The organism is Vibrio sp. J2-4 (assembly GCF_021728155.1).
Classification (GTDB): Bacteria; Pseudomonadota; Gammaproteobacteria; order Enterobacterales; family Vibrionaceae; genus Vibrio; species Vibrio diabolicus.
Genome location: NZ_JAKKCN010000003.1, coordinates 339,752 through 364,906, shown reverse-complemented (window position 1 = coordinate 364,906; position 25,155 = coordinate 339,752). Strand labels below are relative to the sequence as shown.

22 protein-coding genes are annotated in these 25,155 nt (G+C 42.7%); 16 read left to right on the top strand and 6 right to left on the bottom strand.

Annotated elements, in window-relative coordinates; all coding sequences use genetic code 11:
- The first annotated feature begins 11 nt into the window (after positions 1-11).
- The 11 genes from L3V32_RS11860 (at position 12) to L3V32_RS11810 (ending at position 11,897) form a co-directional block, all read left to right on the top strand.
- Positions 12-1,124, top strand: a complete 1,113-nt coding sequence (locus L3V32_RS11860) for a hypothetical protein (RefSeq protein ID WP_237284354.1) — start codon at positions 12-14, stop codon at positions 1,122-1,124.
- On the top strand, positions 1,125-2,372 hold the full coding sequence (locus L3V32_RS11855) for a toxic anion resistance protein (RefSeq protein ID WP_237284353.1): 1,248 nt from the start codon (positions 1,125-1,127) through the stop codon (positions 2,370-2,372). It abuts the gene before it with no gap.
- A gap of 3 nt (positions 2,373-2,375) precedes the next feature.
- Positions 2,376-2,942: a TerD family protein gene (locus L3V32_RS11850; RefSeq protein WP_237284352.1), complete on the top strand. Its 567-nt coding sequence runs from the start codon at positions 2,376-2,378 to the stop codon at positions 2,940-2,942.
- Positions 2,943-2,951: 9 nt separating this feature from the next.
- Entirely contained in the window at positions 2,952-3,527 is a 576-nt protein-coding gene (locus tag L3V32_RS11845) for a TerD family protein (protein WP_237284351.1), read from the top strand.
- Positions 3,528-4,414: 887 nt separating this feature from the next.
- Positions 4,415-6,172: an SgrR family transcriptional regulator gene (locus L3V32_RS11840; protein ID WP_237284350.1), complete on the top strand. Its 1,758-nt coding sequence runs from the start codon at positions 4,415-4,417 to the stop codon at positions 6,170-6,172.
- A 431-nt stretch (positions 6,173-6,603) separates the two neighbouring features.
- Complete coding sequence (locus L3V32_RS11835) at positions 6,604-7,047, top strand: PTS sugar transporter subunit IIA (RefSeq protein WP_005391226.1); 444 nt, start codon at positions 6,604-6,606, stop codon at positions 7,045-7,047.
- 12 nt (positions 7,048-7,059) lie between these two features.
- Positions 7,060-8,484 carry a PTS mannitol transporter subunit IICB gene (locus tag L3V32_RS11830; protein WP_308191685.1) on the top strand — a complete coding sequence of 475 codons (1,425 nt, stop codon included), beginning with the start codon at positions 7,060-7,062 and terminating at the stop codon, positions 8,482-8,484.
- A 47-nt stretch (positions 8,485-8,531) separates the two neighbouring features.
- The gene (locus L3V32_RS11825) at positions 8,532-9,803 is read left to right on the top strand and encodes a zinc-binding dehydrogenase (protein WP_237284349.1); all 1,272 of its coding nucleotides are present in this window, start codon (positions 8,532-8,534) and stop codon (positions 9,801-9,803) included.
- A gap of 59 nt (positions 9,804-9,862) precedes the next feature.
- Positions 9,863-10,381, top strand: coding sequence for an MltR family transcriptional regulator (locus L3V32_RS11820; protein WP_031780192.1), 519 nt, complete (start codon positions 9,863-9,865; stop codon positions 10,379-10,381).
- 9 nt (positions 10,382-10,390) lie between these two features.
- Positions 10,391-11,125 (top strand): nucleoside/nucleotide kinase family protein, encoded by a 735-nt coding sequence (locus tag L3V32_RS11815; RefSeq protein ID WP_237284348.1) that lies wholly within the window; start codon positions 10,391-10,393, stop codon positions 11,123-11,125.
- Positions 11,126-11,150: 25 nt separating this feature from the next.
- Positions 11,151-11,897, top strand: coding sequence for a phosphatase (locus tag L3V32_RS11810; RefSeq protein ID WP_124007586.1), 747 nt, complete (start codon positions 11,151-11,153; stop codon positions 11,895-11,897).
- A 215-nt stretch (positions 11,898-12,112) separates the two neighbouring features.
- Here the strand turns inward: L3V32_RS11810 and L3V32_RS11805 are convergent, their stop codons facing one another.
- A complete protein-coding gene (locus tag L3V32_RS11805; protein WP_005391220.1) occupies positions 12,113-12,448 on the bottom strand; it encodes a helix-turn-helix domain-containing protein in 336 nt (111 codons plus the stop codon).
- A gap of 141 nt (positions 12,449-12,589) precedes the next feature.
- On the opposite strand from L3V32_RS11805, the gene L3V32_RS11800 reads away from it, so the two are divergent.
- The 3 genes from L3V32_RS11800 (at position 12,590) to L3V32_RS11790 (ending at position 15,372) form a co-directional block, all read left to right on the top strand.
- Entirely contained in the window at positions 12,590-12,901 is a 312-nt protein-coding gene (locus L3V32_RS11800) for a hypothetical protein (protein ID WP_237284347.1), read from the top strand.
- A gap of 703 nt (positions 12,902-13,604) precedes the next feature.
- On the top strand, positions 13,605-14,762 hold the full coding sequence (locus L3V32_RS11795) for an amino acid permease (protein WP_005391218.1): 1,158 nt from the start codon (positions 13,605-13,607) through the stop codon (positions 14,760-14,762).
- 232 nt (positions 14,763-14,994) lie between these two features.
- Complete coding sequence (locus L3V32_RS11790) at positions 14,995-15,372, top strand: hypothetical protein (protein ID WP_237284346.1); 378 nt, start codon at positions 14,995-14,997, stop codon at positions 15,370-15,372.
- A 151-nt stretch (positions 15,373-15,523) separates the two neighbouring features.
- Here the strand turns inward: L3V32_RS11790 and L3V32_RS11785 are convergent, their stop codons facing one another.
- The 4 genes from L3V32_RS11785 to L3V32_RS11770 all read right to left on the bottom strand — a co-directional run bounded on the left by L3V32_RS11785 (position 15,524) and on the right by L3V32_RS11770 (position 20,888).
- A complete protein-coding gene (locus L3V32_RS11785; protein WP_048625268.1) occupies positions 15,524-17,395 on the bottom strand; it encodes a methyl-accepting chemotaxis protein in 1,872 nt (623 codons plus the stop codon).
- 447 nt (positions 17,396-17,842) lie between these two features.
- Positions 17,843-19,207 (bottom strand): YjiH family protein, encoded by a 1,365-nt coding sequence (locus L3V32_RS11780; RefSeq protein ID WP_031780191.1) that lies wholly within the window; start codon positions 19,205-19,207, stop codon positions 17,843-17,845.
- 455 nt (positions 19,208-19,662) lie between these two features.
- Positions 19,663-20,334 carry a YoaK family protein gene (locus L3V32_RS11775; protein ID WP_006742080.1) on the bottom strand — a complete coding sequence of 224 codons (672 nt, stop codon included), beginning with the start codon at positions 20,332-20,334 and terminating at the stop codon, positions 19,663-19,665.
- Between the two features lie 152 nt (positions 20,335-20,486).
- Positions 20,487-20,888, bottom strand: a complete 402-nt coding sequence (locus L3V32_RS11770) for a GFA family protein (RefSeq protein ID WP_012842460.1) — start codon at positions 20,886-20,888, stop codon at positions 20,487-20,489.
- 203 nt (positions 20,889-21,091) lie between these two features.
- Between L3V32_RS11770 and L3V32_RS11765 the strand changes: the two genes are divergently transcribed.
- Both L3V32_RS11765 and L3V32_RS11760 read left to right on the top strand, forming a co-directional pair.
- Positions 21,092-21,721 carry a hypothetical protein gene (locus L3V32_RS11765; protein WP_203342804.1) on the top strand — a complete coding sequence of 210 codons (630 nt, stop codon included), beginning with the start codon at positions 21,092-21,094 and terminating at the stop codon, positions 21,719-21,721.
- Positions 21,722-21,845: 124 nt separating this feature from the next.
- Positions 21,846-23,129 carry a peptidoglycan DD-metalloendopeptidase family protein gene (locus L3V32_RS11760; RefSeq protein WP_031780190.1) on the top strand — a complete coding sequence of 428 codons (1,284 nt, stop codon included), beginning with the start codon at positions 21,846-21,848 and terminating at the stop codon, positions 23,127-23,129.
- 107 nt (positions 23,130-23,236) lie between these two features.
- On the opposite strand, the gene L3V32_RS11755 is transcribed toward L3V32_RS11760, so the two are convergent.
- Positions 23,237-25,057, bottom strand: a complete 1,821-nt coding sequence (locus tag L3V32_RS11755; RefSeq protein ID WP_237284345.1) for a bifunctional diguanylate cyclase/phosphodiesterase — start codon at positions 25,055-25,057, stop codon at positions 23,237-23,239.
- Positions 25,058-25,155 lie beyond the last annotated feature (98 nt).

Genomic DNA, 25,155 nt, shown 5'->3' with positions numbered 1-25,155 from the left:
TGCTAGAAGTAATGGTAAAAATATTTAATCATAAAGATTCAACTCCAACTCATATTAATGATCTTTCTGAAAATGAAGAAAAATATAAACCAGTTGTTAAGAGGTTTAGTCATGTTAAACCTACTAAAAATCTTGTTTCCGAAGACAAATTTAGACAGCCTCAGAGTGAAAAACAAGAAAAACATATCAAATCTACTAATAAGAAGAAACCATCAGTATTATTTAGTAATAAAATCAAGTCAATTAAAAGTGACTTAATTATTGTCGAAGAAGAGTTTAAAAATGAAGTTGACAGAGTGTGTAAACAAGAGTTTCAAGATGTCAATTTAAATAATGGAGATTATTTGATTATAATTAATATCTATCATTCCATTGTTTTCAATGATCCCGTATTTCAAATAGAATTTGGTAATGAAGAATCAAAAAAATTTCAACAACTGCAAGGTTTTTTATCTGATTATGCCAAGTTAGGTAAAGTCGATAAAATATTAGGATTAGGACAAGTTATTATTAAATTATCGAAAAGTATAGATATTGATATTTTCAATCCAAATAGAGTTGGGACGAAGCTATCTAAAATTTTTGGTAACCATAATCAAAAGATAAGAAAGATTAAGTATGAGTTTGATCGTGTGAGTGATAATATTGATGAAAGAATAGATCGAGTATTTGATAACCTAGCTGAAATGCGAGCACATCTAGAAAAATTTCAGTATTGGTCTATTGAGTTACGAAACTTGAATCGAAACCTACTATTTAAAATGGTAGCATTGATACTGAGGATTGAAAGAGAAAAAAACTCAAATCAACAAGAAAATATTAATCTATCTACTTCTTCTATAAATAATGACTTTGATTCAATTAAGAGATGGGAAAGAAAAATAAAAACTTTGCTTTCTCTAAAACAATCGATAGATTTAACTTTTCCTCAAATCGACTTATATATCTCTAACTTATTAGGCAGTTTTGAACAACTAGAAAAAATAAAAGTAGATGTTATCCAAGTCTGGAAGCAGCAATTTTTAACAGTGATTGCTATCGACGAGTCAAGCGATTCAATCCTTTACTATGAGCTTACCGATGTTCAAGAACAATTGATTCGTAATATAGAGGAGTTACGATAAATGGTATTTCAACCAAAGATTTTTACATCCACAAATGTTAACTCCAGCGATCTAGTAAAGTCATCTAATACTAGTGTTGAAAGAAAAATAGAAAACTCACTAATAGTTACAGACACGCCAGATGTCTCTAAACTATCGGCGACTAAAGGACAAGTTGTTCCAAGTCTATACAGCTGTGTTGAAAAATCGATTGAAATTTATCAAGCAGATCTGAGAGAAGCGAACTTAAATCCGAAAGAAACGCTTCAACGTATAGTTGCTCAACTTACTCAGATTGATATCTATTCTTCACGAGGTATTAGTACTCTCGGTCACGAGTCAGCGGAAAAAATTGCTCAATACTCTGACTCTATGTTGAGTCAAGTTCGGACTAAAGATCTTGAAGAAATGGGAGAGAACCTAAATCAAGTTGTAGGCTTGGCTAAAGGGGTTGACTTGAGTGGGCTAATGGGAAAAGACAGCTTTTTTGGAAAGTTGATATCTAGATTCAAATATTCTAAAGAGGCTATTCTAGCGCAGTTTAACTCGGTAAGTTCCCAGCTCGACAGAGTAGTAAAAGAGATTAATTCGCAACAAGCACGCCTACAAGAGCGCTCTGTTCAGCTTGAAACTGTTTTTTCTCAAAACATTACGCAGTATAAGGCGTTAACAGAAGCCATAATATACGGGGAGTCAAGGCGTTTGCTTATTAAAGATAAAGCAGAAGTCTTAGCAAAAGAACTTGAAGATGAAGACTCTCCTTTAAAAGCACAAGAATTAAGCGATCTACAATCCTTTCATAATCGTATTGAGAAACGCGTTCACGACTTAAGGTCATTGCAAATGCTTGCGTTACAAACGGCTCCAATGATTCGGATGGTACAGACTAACAATATCACTTTGATTGAGAAGTTCGACAATATTAAGACACTAACAATCCCATCGTGGAAGAAGCAATTTACGCTTGCTATTTCTATGTTGGAGCAGAGAAAGTCGCTAGAACTTGCGGGAAAAATTGACACTGCTACAAATGACTTAATTAAGAAAAATGCAGATTTATTAAGACAAAACACGTTGCAAACAGCAAGAGCTAATCAACGTTCGGTTATAGATCTGGAAACACTGGAGCACGTGCAAAATACTCTTATCACAACATTGCAAGATGTTGTATCCATTGAGCAGGAGGGGGCTAGAAATCGTGAGATCGCTGATGAAAAAATGGTTAATATGAAAAGAGAACTATCTAACTTACTGAAAAATAAGGAGTAATTTATGGCGATTAATTTAGAAAAAGGTAATGCGATAAACTTGACGAAAGCGGAGCCTGCGTTAAGTAAATTAAGACTCGGTCTTGGTTGGGATCTAATACCTACAGAACCACCAATTGATATTGATTGCTGTATATTTATTTGTTCTTACAATGCACAAGAGCACCCTAAGCTGTTATCTGATCAGCACTTTGTTTTTTACAATAACCTTAAGTGTCCCCAAGGAGCTGTGGTACATCAAGGTGATAACCGCACTGGTGCTGGTGATGGTGATGATGAAGTCATCACCATCGATCTACAATCAATTGACACAAGAGCAGCTGAGCTATCTATTTTCGTTACTATTCATAATGATACACGTGGCTTTTCGCACGTAAATACCAGCTATATCAAGCTTTACAATGATGTAACCGGGAGCTTGATTGCTGAATACAAACTAGGTCAAGAATTTGCAAACGAATCCGCTGTGCAAGTAGGTTCATTAGTTAAAAGTGGTAGCGAGTGGGAATTCCATGCAGTTGGAGCTGGGTACCAACTAGGCCTCGGCGATATTGTGGCTGGTTATCAATAAGGTAAGATTATGTCTATTAATTTATCAAAGAACTCAACGATATCGCTAACTAAAGAGGTTGAAAAATTATCAAGTATTACTGTTGGTTTAGGTTGGGATGTAGCTAAATCGAAAGGTTTCCTTGCTTCTATTTTTGGTACCACTTCAATTGATTTAGATGCATCCTGTCTTTTGATTGATGAAAATTTAAATGTACTAGATTCTGTTTGGTACGCTCAGTTGAAATCAAAGTGTAAATCTGTTAATCATCAAGGAGATAACTTGACAGGCGAAGGCGATGGTGACGATGAGAAAATTGCTATTAACCTGAAAAAATTGCCCAATTCTGTTAAATACATTGCCGTTACAGTTAACAGCTTTCGAGGACAAACTTTCGATAAAGTCGAAAACGCTTTCTGCCGTATTTTGGACCAGTCTTCAAATGAGATTTGTCGCTTTACTTTAAATGAACAAGGAAGTCATACAGGAATTTATATTGGCCTTTTGACTTATGAAAATAAAGAGTGGAACTTTACTTCTAAGGGAGTTACTACTAATGGAAGCAATGTCAATCAGATTGCAAGCACAGTTTTGCAACATATCTAATAATTATTGTATGTGAATGTTTACACTTAAAAGTAAAAAATCTTAATGTTTTGATTTTGTTGGCTTTTTTATACCGATCGGAGTTAATTTTATCTAGGTAAAATTAACTCCTGATCAAATAGAATGTTTAAGATGTAATTCTTATCATCCAAGATTGCTTTAATTATAAAAATAAAACGTATTATTTAATTTTTGGCATCACGATATAAATCAGATCTATTTTGAAGTACTGCCGCAGGTATATAAGCATACTAATTTTTATTAATGAGATCACCTGTCGCTTGTTTTAGTTCAGTAAGGGGTTAACTATGTAAGTGTTTCTATTCGAAAGCAGTTGCAATGTTAGTAGAAACAAGCGGGATTATTGGGTTTTAATGTCATCGGAAAGTTATGTCTCGCTATTCTAAATTCATCGAATCATTATTGCCAGCTCAGGCATTTGTGCAATTATTCCAGTTACGAAAAGCTATGATCGCTGTGTTAGAAGCTAGCTAAGGGAAACAACGCTATTTCAACTAGTTAACTTTTAGTACTCTATTCGTTTTGAATCAAGCATGCGAGTACTAGAAATAAAAAAGCAGAACTTAAAGATACGACGAATTGGGGGTGTGGTATCAGGAGCTAAGTTCTGCTTGGGGTTAGGTTATGAGCAATTCTCTATATTTCCTGTTCGCCAAACCAGTATGGTGAAAAAAGGGGAGGCAAAAAAGAGAGTAGATTTCTTCGCTTTATTCCTGATAAAACCGAATTGGTGGGGTTTTCCTACAATATAGGGACGAAATGCTAGTAAAAGGGGAACAAAGTGTTTGGAAGTTTTCTTATTTTATTGCCGCCAAGTTCAGTAAAATACGCCTATCCAATGACCTCCTAGAGCTAAGGTACGTGCGGTGTCTGATCTCAACTTATTTCGTTATTACCAACGCTTGCTCTCTTTTGGTGTTGGTAATGAAGCAAAAACCACGCTGCAAGAAATCGCCGATTTGTTGTTTACTTCGCCTCGTCATGCGCGCAGTTTGCTGGCGCAGATGCAAGAGATAGCGTGGTTAAGTTGGCGACCAAAACCGGGACGGAACCAGCGTTCAACATTGTTGTTAAACGTTGAACTCAGCGCGCTAAAAGAAAGCCTTGCACTAGAGCGAATCAAGCTTGGTAAGTACGAGAAAGCGCTGTCGATTCTGGATGAAGATGAAGCTGCATTTGGGCGACTCCTCAAAACAACGTCGGGCGCATCGGTAAAAGAGGGGCGGCTCAATATTCAGCTGACCTACAAACGCATGTTCGAGCGTGTGGTTCCGCATCAACTGCAGCGAAGTAGTGAACGTTTTTTGCTTCGCCAAATTTATTGTTGTTTGGTTTCGAGCGATTACAACGGGCAGGTGCAGCCAGAGCTGGCTCATCATTGGCGTTATGATGACAGCTTGTACGAATGGACATTTTATCTTCGTCCGGGTCTGACTTTTCATAATGGCAACCCAATTGATGCTGAAACGGTTGTCAGTTTGTTCGCCAAATTAAGCTCTTTGGAATACTACGAAAAAGAGCTGGCGCATGTTGCCAACATTACGGCACTTAATCCATTGAAGGTTGTTTTTAAGCTTAACCGACCTGACTTGGGTTTTGCTGGACTTATTTCTGGCGTGAAATATGGCATTCAGCCCGTGAGTCAGGTGAACGTTGCTAACAACAAGTTGGTGGTGGGGAGTGGTCCATTTTCCGTCGTTGAGCACAGTGAAAACCGTTTGAAACTGCAAGCGTTTGATGGCTATTACGCGTGTCGAGTATTAACGGATTTTGTGACGATATGGATCGTCAACGATGAACAGATGGAAAATCCATCGCTTGCCGCAAACACATTGCAACCAGAACCTGATTCTGCTGATGACATGTGCAGCCACTATATGTCGACGCCAAACAGTGAAGTATCACCAGCGAGTAAACGCAGTCGAACGGAAGACGGTTGTTTGTTCGCACTGTTTAACCATCATGCAAAGCACGCTTTGTCTCAGGCCCAGCGCCGATACATCAGTGAATTGATTCAACCTGAACTGCTAGCTGACGTGATGCGTAATGAAAACATTATATTTGGGAGCATACCTGCTTATAACTTATTGCCTAACTGGAAGCCAGTGTTGCGCCCCTTTGGAGATGCGGTCAAGTTGCCAAAGCTGATCACCATCGCAGGGTACAATTACACGGCGCTACGCCGGTGCGCACGAGCGATTTCTTCGCGTTTAGAGCGTGCGGGCAGCCGAGTGGAGATCGTTATGTACTCCTACCGTGAACTGAGCGAGAAAGCTAAAAACGGCACGCTTGATGAGACTCTGGTTGTCACCAATATTAACTTGGACGATAACCGTCATGCGTCTGCGTTTAGCAACTTCTTTAGCAATACTGTGCTTTACCACACCTTAGGGGCGCAAAATGCGGCGTGGTTGGATGCTCAAATGGAAAATGTCCGCGCATTCTCACCGCTTGAAGATTACCTGAGCGCGTTAGAGCCGATTGCGTCCACATTGATTAGCGAATATTGGATTGCACCGATGTTTCACCATACTCAGACGCTACGTTTTCAAGGGGTCTTGGAAGATGTCGCACTCACAAACTGGGGATGGCCAGACATACGATCCGTTTGGTCTGCGGACTGATCAAAACCGCCTGAATGGCGGTTTTTTGTGTCTGCAATTTGGTGAAAGCCAGTGACGTTTTTATTTTTTCTAGCCAACAAGTGTGATGCTTATCTACGTTTGAGCGCGAGTGATCAAGAAACGGCCCGAAATGAACTTTGAAATTAATCACGAATTATATCGAGTCAATAGGTCTAATGTGATCTGATTTAAATAATGTAACTTTAAGAATATTTTCGAGAAGGTGATTGTATTCAAAATTCGTCTATTGACTTGTTGCTCAAATAAAATTTGTAGATTTTTTACGTGTGGGATTTTTGAGCTCTGTCCATTTAAACAAATTGACAGGCTTTAAAGTGTGACTCGAAGCGCAAAAGTAGCTCGGTTGCGCGGTTGGGACTCTGTTATTGATAATTAACCCATCAGATGACGAACTGTTGATAGGGTTAAATATGTTGTACGAGTTAATCGACCACGAACTAGTAGATGTAATTAATGATCGCGCTTACCAATGGCAAGATGCGGTTAAAAAGACCACTCAATACCTAGAAAACAAAGGTTACGTCTCCCAGCATTATGCTGATGCAATCATCCGTTCAACGGAAGAAAACGGTCCTTACTATGTGTTATGCCCTGGATTGGCAATGCCTCATGCCCGACCTGAAACTGGTGTTTTAAAAACAGGCTTAGGCATCCATATTTTCCCATCACCTGTTGATTTTGGATCGGATCTCGGTCCGGCCAATATTCTTATTACCTTAGCTGCGAAAGACTCTGATACCCACATTGAGGTGATTCAAGCGTTGAGCGAGATGTTTGTGGATGAAGAGAACATTGCAAAACTGGCACAAGCCTCTTCCAAAGAACAAGTGCTAGACATAATAAAAGCATACTAAAAGGAACATAACGTGAAAGCAAACATGCGAGCTAATGTGCAAGCCTTCGGAGGTCATTTGACCGCCATGGTGCTGCCAAATATCGGAGCCTTTATCGCTTGGGGCTTTATTACTGCACTCTTTATTCCCACGGGTTGGATGCCAAACGAAGCCTTTGGCGAACTCGTGGGGCCAATGATCACTTACTTGCTGCCACTTTTGATTGGTTACACCGGTGGTCAGATTGTTGGTGAAAAACGCGGCGCGGTAGCGGGGGCTATCGGTACGATGGGCGTGATTGTCGGGGCTGATATACCGATGTTTGTTGGCGCAATGATCATGGGTCCACTGAGCGCTTGGATTGTGGTGCAAGTGGATAAACGTATTCAACACCGCATACCTTCTGGTTTTGAGATGGTCGTGAACAACTTCTCACTAGGTATTGTGGGCATGATTCTGTGTCTGTTCGCCTACGAGATTGTTGGTCCTGCGGTAACAGCGGCAAACTTGTTTGTGAAATCAGGCATCGAAGCCTTGGTGGCAACGGGATTCCTTCCTCTGCTTGCGATTATCAACGAGCCTGCGAAAGTACTGTTCCTAAACAATGCTATCGACCAAGGCATTTATTACCCACTAGGTCTGCAGGCGGCAGCTGAAACAGGTAAATCTATCTTCTTTATGGTGGCATCTAACCCAGGCCCAGGTCTTGGTATGCTACTGGCCTACGCGAAATTTGGTCAGGGTTTGTCTAAACGCTCTGCGCCAAGTGCCATCATCATTCACTTCTTTGGTGGTATTCATGAGCTGTACTTCCCATACGTACTCATGAAACCAATCATGATTGTGGCAATGATTGCTGGTGCGGCAACAGGCATCGCAACCTTCAACCTATTCGATGCAGGTTTGGTCGCGGGTCCAAGTCCAGGCTCTATCTTCTCTTACCTTGCTCTTACTCCGAAAGGTAGCTTCATTGCGACCATCGCCGGTGTGACAAGTGCAACGATTGTCTCTTTCTTGGTAGCAAGTGCGATTCTGAAGGTGAGCAAATCAGAAGATAAAGAAAGCGAGTTTGAGAAGTCAGTTTCTGACATGAAAGAGATGAAAGCGGAAGGCGCAGTTAAGCCAGTTGCAGCTGCGACGACGCAAGAACTAAGCAAACCAATTTCATTTGTCGCATTCGCATGTGATGCGGGTATGGGCTCTAGTGCAATGGGCGCTTCGACCTTCAAACGCAAGCTAGTACAAGCTGGGATAGAGATTGAAGTGAAGAACTTTGCCATCGAGAAAGTCCCGAGTGAAGCCGATATCGTCGTGACACATGAGAGCTTAGAAAGCCGCGCAGTCAACGCGACAGGTTTACCAGTCGTAACGATCAAGAACTTCCTCAACGACCCAGCGCTTGACGAGCTGATGGATAAGATTAAGCAACAAACGGTCGCGACTGAGCAACCAGCCTAACAATGCAGTTTGGGGCGGCAGGTATCGCCCCAATTAGGAGAGAAATCATGGTACAAACAACGGCAGCGGTTATCTGTGGTGAGAAAAACGTTCAATTAAGAACCTTTGATTTACCAAACATTTCAGCCGACGAACTTCTGGTTAAAAACATTTCAAACAGCATTTGTCTATCCACTTACAAAGCAGCATTGTTAGGTAGCAAACACAAACGCGTTCCTGAAAACATTGATGAAGTGCCAGTGATGACTGGTCATGAATATGCAGGTGTGATTGTTGAAGTTGGTGAGAACCTAAAAGATCAATACAAAGCAGGCGATTACTTTGTACTGCAACCAGCAATGGGTTTGCCTACTGGTTACTCAGCGGGTTACAGCTACGAAACCTTTGGCGGCAACGCAACGTATTCCATCATTCCTAAAATCGCTATCGACTTAGGTTGCGTTTTGCCTTACCACGGTGACTACTTTGCAGATGCGTCTTTGGCTGAGCCAATGTCTTGCATTATCGGTGCGTACCATGCGAGCTACCACACCACGCAATACGTGTACGAGCATGATATGGGCATCAAAGAGGGCGGTGCGTTAGCGCTTTTGGCGTGCGCTGGCCCAATGGGGATTGGTGCGATTGACTACGCGATCAACGGACCTGTAAAGCCAACGCTGGTGGTGGTTACTGACATTGATGCCGCACGTTTAGACCGAGCTAAGTGCTTAATTCCTGTTGAGAAAGCAAAAGAGCAAGGCGTTGATCTGCATTATGTGAATACCGCTCAAATCGACGATCCGGTCGCGTATCTGAAAGCGCTGAACGATGGCAAAGGCTACGATGATGTGATGGTGTATGCAGCAGTATCGCAAGTGCTAGAACAAGCCGATGAGCTACTTGGCAATGATGGCTGCTTGAATTTCTTCGCAGGCCCTACCGATAAAAAATTCAAAGTACCGTTTAACTTCTATAACGTGCATTACGAATCAACGCACATTGTGGGCACATCTGGCGGCTCGACCGGTGACATGGTGGAATCTATAGAGCTTTCCTCACAAGGTAAGATCAATCCATCGTTCATGATCACGCATGTTGGTGGCTTACAAGCTGCACCCCATACGATTTTGAATCAGTTGGATATTCCGGGCGGTAAGAAGTTGATTTACCCGCATATTGACCTGCCATTGACCGCGATTGATGATTTCTTATCGTTGGTAGACCAAGACCCGTTCTTCGCCGAATTAGACGCAATTTTGAACGCTAATAACTATGTGTGGAACGCACATGCAGAAAAAGCGTTACTTGAGTTTTATGACGTGAGCTTAACGGTTTAGTTGCAACGAATTTGTGTGGTAGCCTTTGCGCTGCCACACAATGGAGAGGTCATAATACGTTGTCACGTGAAGATGAATTACTGGAGAAACTGGACGAGTGCGAAAATGCCACTGCGTTTCTTCAGGTTTCTAACAAAATAATTAACCTCAAGTTAAAAGCACTGCTTCCGAAAGTGTTCGTTCAAGACGACCTTGTGAAGGAGTATGCTGTGGATCCTTTATTGAAAGAAGATGGTCCGTTAGCAACAACCGATGTGGTATCGAAGCTGATGTTTGCGATGGGCAAAATCTCTTTGGAAACTTACGCCGATATCGGGTTGTACGATCAGGTGTTGGAGTATGTGGTTAGCCAACCGGAGAAAGTCGAATTCGCGGATGACGTGATTTACGATTTCATCAAAAACCAGGCGGTACTCTCTTCTCAGCAAGACAGCTTTTATCTTGAGTCGATCAATCAGCTTAAGTTCTCTTCGTTTGAGTCCTTTTCGCAAATGAGATACGAATCTCTCATCAAAACAGTGTTGAAGCTGTCGTGTGAAATGTTGATAGAAAGAATCGAAGGGGAGATCAATCAATAAGGGTTCACCATGAAAGTGAATTTAAACGTCAGTGGTTTTGAAACCGAAGCTACCTTTCCTGATGCCGACGTAAAGCGAATCCATCAACCTCTTATCGAAAAATTTACCCGTCTTTATCATGAGAAGCAGGAACGCATTGTGGTGTTCTTGTGTGCCCCTCCGGGCAGCGGTAAGTCAACCCTTGCTGCGTTCTGGGAATATCTCTCTGAACATGATGAAAGCCAAGAGCCTTTACAAGTGCTGCCGTTTGATGGTTTCCACTATCCAAATGAGATCCTCGACAACAATACGATTGAACGAGATGGCGAGCTCGTGCCTCTGCGCAGTATTAAGGGGTCCTATCAAACATTTAATCTGACGGAGCTTATCGACAAGCTCAAACAGCTCAAAATGAAAGATACAAAATGGCCATACTACGACCGCAATTTGCATGATCCAGTCGACGACGCCATTTTGGTAAATCGGAATGTGGTTGTCGTTGAGGGGAATTGGTTACTGCTTAATGAACCGGTGTGGAATGAACTGCATCGTTTGGCCGATTTTACCGTCTTTGTAGATACACAGCCTGAGTTTCTACAAGAGCGTTTAGTCAATCGTAAGATTCTTGGTGGTACAGAGCCAGAAGCTGCATTGGAGTTTTATTTGAACTCAGATGCCGTAAATGTAGATAAGGTTTTAAATCACTCAATTCCAGCGGATCTCACGCTGTTTCTCAATCAAAACGGTTCGTTCGAAATTCGATAATTCGTCCACAATTTAGGAGGTCACCATGGATATCGTCGTTGATAGCCACACCCATACTATTGCCAGTGGACACGCTTACAGCACGATTTTAGAGAACGCATTGTCTGCTAAGAATAAGGGGCTAAAACTTCTTTGTACCACCGATCATGCTCCCGAGATGCCAGGAGCCCCTCACTACTGGCATTTCAACAATCAAAGAATTTTGCCCCGTTTTTTACACGATGTAGGTATTCTCCGCGGCGTAGAAGCCAACACGCTGAATGTGAAAGGGGAGATAGACTTACCACCTTCCTCTGACCAACATCTTGACTGGGTGATTGCGAGTTTCCATGAACCCGTATTCAAGCCCGCAACCGAAGCTGAGCATACTGCCGCTCTGATAAATGCGATTAAAAGCGGCAGAGTGGATGTTCTCGGTCACTTAGGTAACCCAAATTACCCATTCGATATGGAACAGGTGCTCCGCTGTGCTAAAGAGCACAATGTTGCGGTTGAAGTTAACAATACATCTTTGACAGGCAAAAGCCGTAAGGGCAGTGATTCTCGTTGTGATCGAATTGTCGAGCTGGGCAAAGAGATTGGCGTTTACTTCAGTACCGGGTCTGATGCGCACTTCTGTGAAGAGATCTCCAAGTTAGATTTGGCGATTGCTTTGCTGAAAAAACACGGTGTGGAAGAAGAGAAGATACTCACTACGTCGACGAGCCGATTCTTGAACTTCTTATTGCTGAGAGGTAAGGCCAGGATTCCAGAGTTTAAGGATTTTTACTAAGTAAAATCCCAAACACATTAAACGAAGTATTTTCTTATACAGCCCTAAAACCCGCCAAGCTGCGGGTTTTATTCGTTTTGGGGAGGCGTAGAACAGACAACGCGAATGTCATTTAAAGCGTGAAAAGAAGAATCAATGAAAAAGGGAACGAAGGCCATAATCCGAGAATATTATAGGACGAGCGGGAATTTTATTGTTCTTAATCAGTCATAAGGTTATGAGCCGCTTTTTGTGTTCCGCTGTTCAATAACGAGCGATAACAGGCGAACAAGTAGGGACTGAGCTTCAGGAGACAGCAAGCGTGCAACGGCCATTAGATCATCCGCTGTTACATGTTGAACGTCTCTTATATCCAATGCGATGTCGAGATCGGTCAAATGCAGAGAGCGCAGTATGGAGCGATATTGGGAAAGTTTCAGGTCGGATTCTCCACGCTCTATCCGTTGATACGTTTTCACGCTCATCCCTGCGATGTTTGCCATTTGTTCACGGGATAGGCCACTCGCTTTTCTTCTCGCAATCAGTGCTTCAATAATAGGATCGACCTGCATGTGCTCTCCTGAAAGGACAGTTTTGACCTAAATAAAGCAAGAAGTGGACCAGTTTAACCATCTCATATTTACCTGTTTTGCAATCAGTATAAGAATAGCTATCTAATAAAAATGTACATATTTTAGTCAGTTATAAACTCAATGGAAAAGTATCAATCATACAAATCGATCGAGATAAAATCTTCAATTCGCAAAATGCAACGCATTTTAGATCAATTATTTAGCGAGCTTAATGAGCAGCATCGTGTCACTAAAGAAAATGTTGTCGCTCTGACTCGACAGTCTCAACAGAGGTTGATGAACTACAAAGAGCTTTATCTTCATAAAGAATCGATAGGTGAGGTAGAGTTGCAGATTGCGTATGAAAATATGAGTGTGACTGAGAAGCAGGTCGCGGATATGGGCGTTTCAGCATTAACTTATATCATCGGAGCGTTAGATAAAGCGTATTAGTATTAATAGAATGGGCAAGCTAGCTTAGATTTAGACAGTTTGGATAACACCTAAAAGAAAGGATGCAAATGCTGGGGAACCACACCCAGCATTCGGACACTCATTTACCTATAGTTTCGAACCGTAAATCAGTGTTTAGAGGTATGTGAACCGAACAGTGCCGGTACGCAGCGAATAATAGCGATATTGTCCGATCTAGGCTACGCCCCTGGAATCTAACACCTGTACTTGAACTGTAAACTAATTTGTACACCCATCCAAAATTGAGCGGTTGAGCACGTTCTTACTCTTCATTAGGCGATAAAAGACTGATTAGTGATGAAAATAACGACACATCTTAGGTGAATGAGGAGAGTTGTTAAAATATATCGCTATAAGATTGACCTTTTGCTTTTCAATCGTCCTGCTTATGCCTTACAATCTTTTCGAACCAAATCCATTCATAACGAATGGCGTTGATGAATTAAGATGAACAATTTTGCTTCGAACCCAAAGTTGTGCGCATTTCATCAACGATGACATCGCCCAAAACGTCTCTCAAGTGTTCATGTGCAATTGAATTAACCACCTTTTGCTGCATGTTTTCTTAGCCATATAGGGTTCTTGTAACCAAATTTTGGTTGAGTAGAGCGTTTTGTTGGGTGTGCTTTGGATGTAGCACAACTGGCGAGAAATAAACGGATTGAATTTAGAGGTATTAACCGTGAACCTAAAACTTGTCGGCAGCTCCCTGATCGTTGCAGGTACTGCTCTTGGCGCTGGTATGCTTGCTATACCAATGGTGCTTGCTCAATTTGGCCTCCTCTGGGGCACTCTTCTTATGTTATTCATCTGGGCTGGGACGACTTACGCTGCGCTGCTCCTTCTTGAAGCCAGTTGCAAAGTAGGCGGCGGCGTGAGCATGAATGCAATTGCTCGCGAAACGCTAGGTAAAGGTGGCCAGTTGGTAACCAACAGCTTGCTTTACGCCCTGTTAGTTTGTCTATTGATGGCTTATATCATTGGTGCGGGTGATCTCGTACAAAAAGTAACAGCCTCAATTGGGCTGCCAACATCTACGATTGCAAGCCAAGTCGGTTTTACTCTTTTAGTCGGTATCATTGTTTCGGCAGGCACAGGGGTTGTAGATAAGCTTAATCGCGGTTTGTTCCTAGGCATGATCGTGGCGTTGATCCTGACACTTTTTGCGCTTGCACCAAGCGTCTCGTTTGAGGGACTTGATGAAGTCGTGAGTGACGATAAGATGGCGCTAATTAAGACAAGCTCGGTGCTTTTCACCAGTTTCGGTTTTATGGTCGTGATCCCATCGCTTGTAACTTACAACAAAGAAGCGAGCAAAACACAACTGCGTAATATGATTATCGTGGGTTCAACTATTCCGCTTGTTTGTTACCTATTATGGTTGTTAGCAGTTGTCGGTAACCTACCACCTCATGAGCTTGTTCAATACTCCAACGTAACGGAGTTGATCTCGGTATTAGGTCAGCAATACGAGGGTTTGGAGTTTATCCTATCCATGTTCACTGGGTTAGCACTGCTAACGTCGTTCTTAGGTGTGGCAATGGCGCTATACGATCAAAATGCAGACTTACTGAAAGCAAGTAAGCCAGTGATTTTTGTTACTACTTTTGTGCTACCACTACTAGGTGCTGTGTTTGCGCCAGAACACTTCTTGGCTATTCTTAGCTACGCGGGGATTATTCTTGTGTTTCTCGCGGTCTTTGTCCCATTATCAATGACAATGAAAGTGCGTCGAGTGCCAGTAGAAGATGACAATATTTATGAAGCTGGTGGTGGCGTAATGGGAATGAGCATGATCTTCCTGTTCGGCTGTTTCTTGCTGTTTGCCCAAGCAGTATAAAATCACGCTAGCTGATTTAAAAACTGAGCCGCTCGTTGTATAACGGGCGGCTTTTTTGTATTCATAGCCGAATCCAGGCCACTCAAAGTCATCAGCATTTGTGATGTTTGACGTTTCTCTGATAATCACGATAAGCTTTGACCTTGTAGTAAAACTCCTTAGCGAAAGGCTGACATGTGCAGTGATTCACCTACCTATTATGTTGCTATTGATATTAATAAGAGGCTCTGTTGTGTCAAAGCAATTATCTTTTGCCATGGTTGGCGTTATATTGTCTTTAGGTGTGTTTAGTACAGAAGTGATGGCTGACCCGGAACATAGGCATGGTCATCGATATGATCACCATCATGAGCATCACCATCATCATAAACGCAAGCACAAGCACAAGCATAAACATAAGTATAAGTATAAGTATAAGTATAAGTATAAGTATAAACATCGTGACGTTATTTATGTGGAGTCTCGACGACCAAGACGCAGTTACTACTACCACGACCGAATTCCTCGTAATAGTACCTACATAAAGATTGGAGATTTCACCTATTTAAAAGTGGATGATCGTTATTATCGTCGCTCCAATGACCGCTATATCCATGTTGAATTCAACTAGAGTGGGAAAGGCAGCATAGCAAGCGTGATAACAGTTTTGAGCCGAGTGGCAACAACACTAAAAACTAGGCGTTCTAAGTCTAGATACCACTGCGATAGAGGTCTAAAAACAAAAACAGCGAGCATTGGCTCGCTGTTTTTTTAGGTGAAGACTAGACTGTAAATCGGTTTAATATTTGATCTTGTTTATGTACATCTTCTTGCTGTGCCTGCATAGCATCGTTAGTTCGATTTGCAGATTCGGCGACTTGAGTCGATAGGTCTTTAATATTCACCGTATTGTTGTTGATCTCTTCCGCAACTAAGCTTTGTTCTTCCGCCGCTGAGGCTATTTGTAAGTTCATATCAGAAATACGCTGAATCGCATCACGAATACGTTGTAGCGCGTTGTTTGCCAAGTCTGCTTTTTCTACGGCTTCTACAGCGCTACCCTTGCTTTGATGCATAGCATTTGCCACAGATGATGCGCCAGATTGCAGCTGCTCAATCATAGTACGAATTTCTGTTGTTGATTCTTGAGTTCGTTGCGCCAGTGTGCGAACTTCATCAGCAACGACGGCGAAGCCTCGGCCAGATTCTCCCGCACGTGCAGCCTCAATCGCGGCATTCAACGCGAGTAAGTTCGTTTGGTCCGCAATATCGTTGATGACTTTTAGAATCGTTTCGATGTTGGCGGTTGCAGATTCAAGCACTTGCACTTCTTCGACAGCAAGGTCAATGCTATCGGAAAGCATATTGATCGTTTGTGTCGATTCACCGACCACAGAAGAGCCCTCAACCGTTGCTTGATCAGCTTCTTTGGCTGCACTCGCTGCGCCTTGCGCATTATTGGCAACTTCAGTCGCGGTAACAGACATTTCGTGCATCGCGGTGGCTAATTGTTCTAGCTCTTGTAGCTGAGTTTGAATAGCACCTGCCGAATCTTTTGCACCCTCAGCGGTGATTTGAGTGCCATTCAAAATTTGATCAGAAATACTCTTCGACTCAATAATTTGCTGTTGCAAGTTTTCCATGAACGTATTGAAGTTTGTAGCAAGCTCTGAGAATTCTTGGTCAGTATCAGTTTCAAGGCGCTGTGTAAGATCGCCTTTCCCAGACGCAACACCTTTAATCGCGTTGTTTAAAGTGTCCAGCGGACGCATGAGCGTGCGAATGAGTAGAGTCAGTGCAATAACAGAAGCAATCACGGCAATGATTGAATAAATAATAGCGCTGTTGCGAAGCTCTCCTACGGCAGAGTAGGCGATAGCTTCATCAATAACTGAACCCACGTACCAGTTCTCGCCCGGGATGTGAGTCAAGTTAATCATATAACGATCGCCATCGATCTCAATGTGTTGCGTTGATTGTGTAAGATCGACCTGTGGTAGGTAGCTACCAACTTTTTCACCGTTGTATTTGCTTTGAGGGTGAGCAATGGTTGTTCCATCAGCGGTGACCAAAAATAAGTAACCAGCGTCAAACAGATTCACTTGGTTGACGAGGTCAGAAAGGGTAGTTAGTTCAAGGTCATAAAACATACCAGCTAAGAACTGGCCGTTTTCTTTTACTGGTGTACCAACAGAGATGATGACGTTTTTTGAAGACGCATCGACGTATGGGTCTGTTACGACCAAATCGCCTTTGTTTTTAGCTGCGATGAACCAAGGACGTTGACGCGGATCGTAGTCTGGTCCTGCTTCCCAGCCGTCGTCATTTTCAATCACGAAGCCATTGCTTTCATAACCAAAGCCAATCGCAAGAAAGCTGGCTTTTGGTGTTGGTCGCTCAAGAATGTTCTGAACGTAGTTGTGTGAACTTGGATTAAGTTCGATAACTTCAGTAATAGAACGAGCGAGATCCTTTTTAGCATTCATTTCTGATTGCACGGTATTGCCAACACTGGTCAATATCTCGTTCACACTCGAGTCAATGTGCTCCTGCGTTTGGGAGCGGATCGTCATAACTTGTTGCGTCGACAGTAGTGACACGGTAATTAGCAGCAAAAATGACGAGGCTGTGACAACCTTATGTCTAAATTTCATGAGCTTTCCTCTGATTCTCCCGGTTGGCTTCACTATGCTTTCACCTCTTTTTGAACGGGCGAATTCGGCATCAAGAGAAACCTATTGTGTTTGGTTATCTTTTTTATCGACATCTTTGTCAAAAACATGAGTCTATTTGTTGTCTTTTTTAACCAAATTTAAACAAAACGGTAAGTTACGACAAAAACCGTGAGTTTGATCAGATTTGTGCGCTCTGTTAATGAAAGCGTCATAATGAAAAGAATTGCGTAAAGCATAGTGTTTCAGGTTGGCGTTATTGGTGAGATGAGAGCGACTTAACTGTCGTAAAAGGGGGCGTGATTGGAGCTGTTCGTTGTAAGTTATGAGCGTTTGCTAATTAAGTGATCTGAATAGAGCTGTAGATAGAGTTTTAGACATAAAAAAGGCCCCGACAATGCGGAGCCTTTGTTGATTGATGCTTTGATTTTAGAAAATCAGATGAGCAACACCAGCAATCACAGGTAATGTGATTAGCGTACGCAGAATGAAAATAACGAACAGTTCTACAATGTTTACTGGAATTTTGCTGCCTAGTAGTAGGGCGCCAACTTCTGACATGTAGATAAGCTGAGTTACTGACATTGCTGCAATAACAAAACGTGTCATTTCATTATCAATTGATGCCGCTAAAATTGCCGGGATAAACATATCCGCAAAGCCAACAACAATAGTCTGTGATGCGGCGACAGCTTCTGGAATTTGCAGTAGCTCTAGGTATGGAATGAATGGCTGACCTAGAATTTCAAATACAGGAGTGTACTCTGCAATCACTAATGCCACGGTACCCAGACCCATAACCACAGGCAGTACACCAAACACCATGTCGATTGCGTTATGTACGCCCTCTTTAAATACCGACTGAACAGATGTTACCTGACCCGCGCGCTTAAGTGCTAGATCCATACCCCATGAGAATGTGGTGTGGCCTTCTGGTACGGCGTCAGCATCTTTATCTGGGTTGCTGCCATCAATGTAGCGATCTTTCTTCAGGCTTAGCGGCGGTAAGCGAGGAATGATAACCGCAGCGACAATACCTGCTAAACAGATTGCGCCGTAGAAAGGTAGGAACAGATGCTCTAACTGTACCTGAGCGATAACCACTAAGCTAAACGTGATCGATACTGCTGAGAACGTTGTCCCGACAACAGCGGCTTCACGCTGAGTATAGAACTTATTTTCGTACTGTTTGCTGGTTAGCAAGATACCAACACTGCCGTCGCCTAACCAAGACGCCATACAGTCAATTGCGCTACGGCCAGGCAGGTTGAATACCGGGCGCATTATTTTACTCAGTAACGCGCCAAACAGCTCAAGAAGACCAAAGTTCAGAAGAAGCGGAAGGAGTAGGCCCGCAAAAATGAACACCGCAAACAAAGTTGGTAGAAGACCGGTAAGAACAAGGCCTCCTGTATTTTCTTCCCAAATCGCTTTTGGACCCACTTGGAAGAATGTCATTAATACGGCTGCACCACCGATTAAGCGAACAATAAGCCAAAGTGGCGATGGATTGAAAAGACCGTTTAAAAATCCATTACGTAAAATCGCTGCAGGCTTGAAAATTTTGCAAAGAACAGAAGCGACTGCCATGAAAGCGATGATACTGGTGACGATAGCGATCAAGGTATCGCCTAATACTGCCGGGATGACTTTTGCCATAACCGCAACAGGGATAGTTAGGCCGCCATCGTATGAGATCGGAGCCATAAAGAGTAGAAGACCGATAAGGGAAGGGATGAAAAACATCCAAAAGTTGCCCTTAGGTGCTTCAGTAGCATTAGTGGTATTATGCATAGTTGTCTCGTGTTACTACTAGTCAATACTTGCCATTTCCATGACATAAATATTCACTAAACATCCGTATTTAATCACAGTTTTGCGGAGGGTACCCGCAAACTGCATCCATTGCAATACTATTCATTAAATACATCTAGTTATTCAGCCGATTTGTCGGGTAATTGGTCAAATAACGTATAAGTGTATACGAATATGTTGCTTGTGTTAGAAAATTGTAGCACGGAGCGCGGGCAGCGCAGAGAATTATGGGGCGCATTGTGACTGGAATAATAAAACGGTAAACAAATGTGACTTTGATCTAACTAACTTTTTGCCGGGAGCCCTGTTAGCCCTAGATGTTATAAGGTTTTTTAGCTGCGTTACAACACGATAAAACGTTTATTATGATGTGCAGTGGTGAGAGAGTTGATCTACAACCGATTGAAGCATTCGGCCTCAATCGGTTCGAGATTTTATGCTTTTTGTTGGCGACTAAGCATGTAAAGGTAACTCCAGTAGATCAGAGCCGTAGCGAAAGCCAATATTGCAGGGAAAACGAGCGTATATAATCCATATACCACGAAAAGTGCGGCTCCTGCGACACCGCCAAGCAAGAATCCGAAGAAAATGAATAGGAATAGCTTTGCTTTACGTCGATCAAATTGGCGACCTCTTAAGCTTTCTCCAATCATAATCCCCAGATCGGTGATGATCCCAGTCATATGTGTGGTTCTGACTACTGCGCCGCTGAATGTAGTGATCATTGCGTTTTGTAATCCACATGCTGCTGACGCTAGATATTGGCCGTACAAATCCCCTTGCACCAAAAAGCCCAAACTGAGTAGGAGCAAGCTCCCTTCTATGCACAGTGCAACACCATATCTTCGCCCTAGTTTTAACGCACTGCTCTCAATAAAAAAACCGCTAAAGGCAGCACCGATCAAAAAGCTAAATACGATGAAGAGCAGGTGAATGGAGCTATCCACACCTGTTAACAAGCTGTTCCCTAGCTGAGTTACGGTTCCCGAAAGATGTGTTATCGCTTGATGTTGAAAGCCGAGAAGACCAACGGCATTGACGCAGCCCGCGAGAAGGGCAAGTAGAAACGCGCCATATTCCACCCAACGAGGAAGTCTGGAAATCACAATAAAACCCCACCAAATGTTAGGAGCCGATTATAACGCTCACACCGCGTTACGAAACCCCTTACAGTAAAACTCGGTTGATCATTCTCAAAAAAATCTCATTTATCGAGCTTTTGCTTTGACCATGATAACGACATAGAGGGGGATTTCCCCTACCTGATGTGTTCCATTGTACATTCGAAACTCACCCATCCATGTTTCCTCTGTTCATAGATTGAAACCGTTGGTTGGTGGAACTCTTTATCAGTAAAAAGACCGACGGGAATGATCATGATTTCAGGAAATGTAGAGACCAATAAGCGCATTGTCGTGCCGCAAGAAGGGCAAAACTCATACTGAACCTCGCTGCCATCATCCCCCATTCGGGTATAGCAGGTGACTTCACCGTTTAAGGTTACGTGCTCTTTATCAAAGCGAGCCTGTACCCCAAACACACTGCCTGTCCGCTTTTGGCATTCAAAACAATGGCAGACAGACGTACGGATGGGTTCTCCCTTACAACGGAGCTCAACTAAACCGCAAGCGCATTCGCATGTATGAATGGTTGTTGTCATCGTGATTACCTATTCTTCCCAATACACCAATGAATTTGGAACACTGAGAGCAGTGTCAGTGGCCAGTTATGAACTCTGGGCTTGAAAATCATTTGGATACAGTCAGTTTAGTTTAATTTTGAAACACTTGAAGGGATGAAATCATTTGGGTATACAATGCTATACTCGCTTTTTCATTTATACCTTTAAACAAGGAAGTCTTCATGGCTCACAAAAGAATCCTGCCGATACCACTTATTCTTCTTATTCCGATCGTATTATTGGTCGTGGTTGTGATCGCGGGTGTTTATCGCTTTAGTTTGTCTGATGAAGAGATCATGGCTAAGTTTCCTCAAACGGAAGTAGAAACCAATGTTATTGTGCAAGAGACGCTGGGAATTACTTCACGCAACCCATGGACGATTCAAGTACCAGAGCAGGGAGCGGTCACTTTTCTTGATGAGTGGGACAAAGAAAACGGCTATTTGATAGGCGATTATGATGCAGGTGCGACAAAAGGTCAGGTACTTGTTCCAACTGCGTTTATTAGTCAGCGTGAGATTGAGAGTGTTTCATGGATTGCTGCACCGATGATTGTAACGACACAAGGTAGCGGTTCGTTTAACTATGTTGGCTTGTTTAAGTTTGATCCCGTGCCGAGCCGAGTTGTCCTTTTAGACAGTATTTTTGTCGGTGACCGCGTTAAATTTACCCAAATTACATGGGAAAGTGATGCCATTATCACGCTTTCATATTTAGCGCATGGTGACGATCAAGCAATGGCAGATACGCCAAATCAATTAAATTCATCCACATTAAAGCGTGTAGGGAATAACTTACATATGCAACAGTGATGAAATTTTTTTGAGTTCTGTAAAAAATCAGTGTTTTCTGCGCTAGATCTCGAAATTTCATAGTGATTTCTTATACGGGAATGCATAAGCTATGAGCCTTGTTTGAAAGGAGATAGTAATTCCCGTGTCTACAAATGAAATTACAAGACGGTTGCCGAATCTGACAAGTCGTAGAGCGCTGCTGTTATACTCCTTGCCAGTTTTAGTTGCGATTGGTGTTTCTCACTCTCTCAAAGAGTCATCTTTAACCAAAACCATCGCATTGAACCTGCCTGAATCTCAGGTCGTTGAAAAAATTCTTGATGCGACAACTGCCGAAGTTGTCACTCCCCCGAACTTCGAATATCAAATCCAAGCAGGTGACAACCTAAGCACTATTTTTAGCCAGCTCGGTTTCGGTTACAGCTCGTTAATGAAAGTAATGGAAACGGATTTGAACTACCTTGCACTTGATACACTAAAGCCGGGCAACACGCTCCGCTTTTGGCGTGATGATGCGACAGGCGAGTTAGAGAAAATGGAACTGCAATTTTCTATTGCAGATAAAGTGGTCTACCAACTAAATAGTGATGGTAGCTATGACTTTACCGATATCTCGATTCCTGGCGTGTGGAGCCAAGAACCATTGGTTGGTGTTATTCAAGGCAGTTTCTCTTCTTCTGCAAGTCGACTAGGTCTAACGTCGGCAGAAGTGAGTCAAGTTGTGAGCTTACTCAAAGAGCAGCTCAACTTTGGGCGTGATCTTCGTGCAGGTGATCGATTTGAAGTCGTTCGTCGTTCGCAAAGCATCAATGGTGTGCCAACGGGCAAGAACGAAATTGAGGCGATTAAGATCTACAATCGCGGACGTGAAATCACGGCTTACCTTCATACCGATGGTCAATTCTACAATGCTAAAGGCGAGAGCTTGCAACGCGCATTCCAGCGTTATCCTGTAAGTAGCCGTTGGCGTATCAGTTCTGGCTTCAATCCTAATCGTTTACATCCAGTAACGGGGCGCGTCGCGCCGCACAACGGTACTGACTTTGCCGTGCCAACCGGTACACCAGTCGTTTCTACTGGTGACGGTACAGTGATCATGACTCGTAAACACCCTTATGCGGGTAACTACGTGGTTGTTGAGCACGGCAGCAAATACAAAACCCGTTACTTACACCTAAGTAAGATCCTGGTTAAGAAAGGGCAAAAGGTTTCTCGAGGCCAGCGTATCGGTCTTTCCGGTAAAACAGGTCGAGTGACAGGGCCACACCTTCACTATGAATTGATTGAATACGGCCGTCCAGTTAACGCTATGCGAGCAAACATCCCAATGGCGAGCTCTGTTCCTAAGAAAGAGATGGCAACCTTTGTCGCGAACAGAGATGAAATGGATAAGCTATTACGCGATAAAGAGAAAGCAGTGCTGTAACAAAGTACTTCGCTCAAAAAATAAAAAGAGACTAAGCATAGCTTGGTCTCTTTTACTTTGTGCATTAACTAGATTTACATTCCATGACCGTCGCTTGTTTAGAGCTCTTAGGCGCTCCGCACTTCACGTTCATTTATCAGGTGTACGATTTCATCAACACTGTGTGGGCGAGAGTAGAAATAGCCTTGAATGTAGTGGCAGCCCATTTCAATTAACTTTTGTAGTGCTCTATCGTCTTCTACGCCTTCGGCAATCAAATCCACATTAAGCAGTTCTGCCAATTGCGCTATCAAAAACACCACTTGTTCAGAGGTTGTATTTGAGAGCATGTTTTGGACGAAGGTTGCATCGATTTTAATGCTATCAATCGGATAATTGTGTATATAGTTCAAGCTTGAGTATCCCGTACCAAAATCATCCAACGCGACTTTAAAACCTAAGTACCGCAATGAGTTAAGTACCATCTGTTCACGACCACTTTGCGAGAGTAAAACGGTCTCGGTGAGCTCTATAACAAAGTCTTTTGCTTCATGCTGATACTTTTCAACCATGTTAGTTAGGTGGTTAATATAGCGGTTAGAGTCGACCAGCTCATACGCAGAGCAATTGATAGAGAGTTTAACTTTGTATCCTAAGTTGGCCTCTAGCTCTTGTTTTGCGATACATGCGAGCTCAATAATACGTTCACCCAACTCGATAATCAGGCCTGATTGTTCGGCAGCTTCAATGAATTCCGCAGGGGAGATGTTTCCGTAAACATTGCTGTTCCAGCGGGCTAGGATTTCAAAGTAATTCCAGCGATCGCTTGTGATATCTACGATTGGCTGAACAACGACATACAACTCTTCGCTATCATGTATGTCAGCGCTAAGTTGAATGCGCATAGCTTCAATAAGCTGCGTTCTACGGTGATAAAGGGCGCTAAGGTGTGTGTCGTAATGCTGAATTCGTGTATCGCGATGTTTTTTACAGTCTTTGAGAGCGAGACTGGCATTCAAAATTAGCTCATCGCTGTTCAACATATGTACTGGTGCGCGCGCGATACCAATACTAACAGTGAAAGAAATTCGGTTAGATTTGTCGCTGTAGCCGCTTTCAATTTTGTCGAGTACTTCCTGACACACGGCGACAGGATCTTCGTCGTAAGTAATGAAGGCGAATTCATCTCCTGCTACACGAAAAGCGTTGTTTGGCGATGACAAGCTTTGTTGAATGGCGTTCGCCGTAAACTTAATGATTTGGTCGCCGATGTAGTTTCCGTTGATATCATTGATCGATTTAAAGTTATCGATGTCTAGGTAAGCCAAACTGAATGGACGAGTGGCCTGTTGCGTCAATGTCTCCAAGGTGTCAGCTAAGCAGCTACGGTTGAGCAGTCCAGTTAGGTTATCATGCGATACTTCATAGCTAAGCTGATTAAGAAGCTTATCTGAACGTTCACTGACCCACTTTTCACGTAAGCTGTGAATAATGACATTGGCATAAAAGCGGTGGAAGTCGAGGATATCTTGCGCTTCCTTAGCGTGGATGCTTCGGGTAAAGGTGGACAATAAAATTCCCAGAACCTCGCCATTTTGTGTCTTTAATGGCAGACCAATGTAAGCTTGAATACCATCCTCTTGAAACATCTGATCTTCAGGAAAGCGTTTGTAAACTTGGTCCTGATAGAAAATATGTTCGCCAATGTCTTTTGCCACTTTTTCACAGGGGGTGCCTGAAAGGTGGTAGCTTAGATTGTCTGTAATTTTTCCATTGCTAGCGAAGGAGATGGTATGAGCCGAATGTTGAAGATGCGCAACTTCTACAACGCAAGTGCAATGGCTCTGCAATTGTTGATGAATATCTAACGTGACTCGGTTTAGCTGAGCCGTGCCGTTTAGCTTCAATATTTCATCAATTTTGTGGAAACTGATTTGTACCTGACCCATTGAGCATTTCACCTAGCGTTGTGATTACCATATCGTGTGAGACACGAAGAATTATTATTTGATATGCATCAAATAAACTATCGGTTACTAAGGCGAAT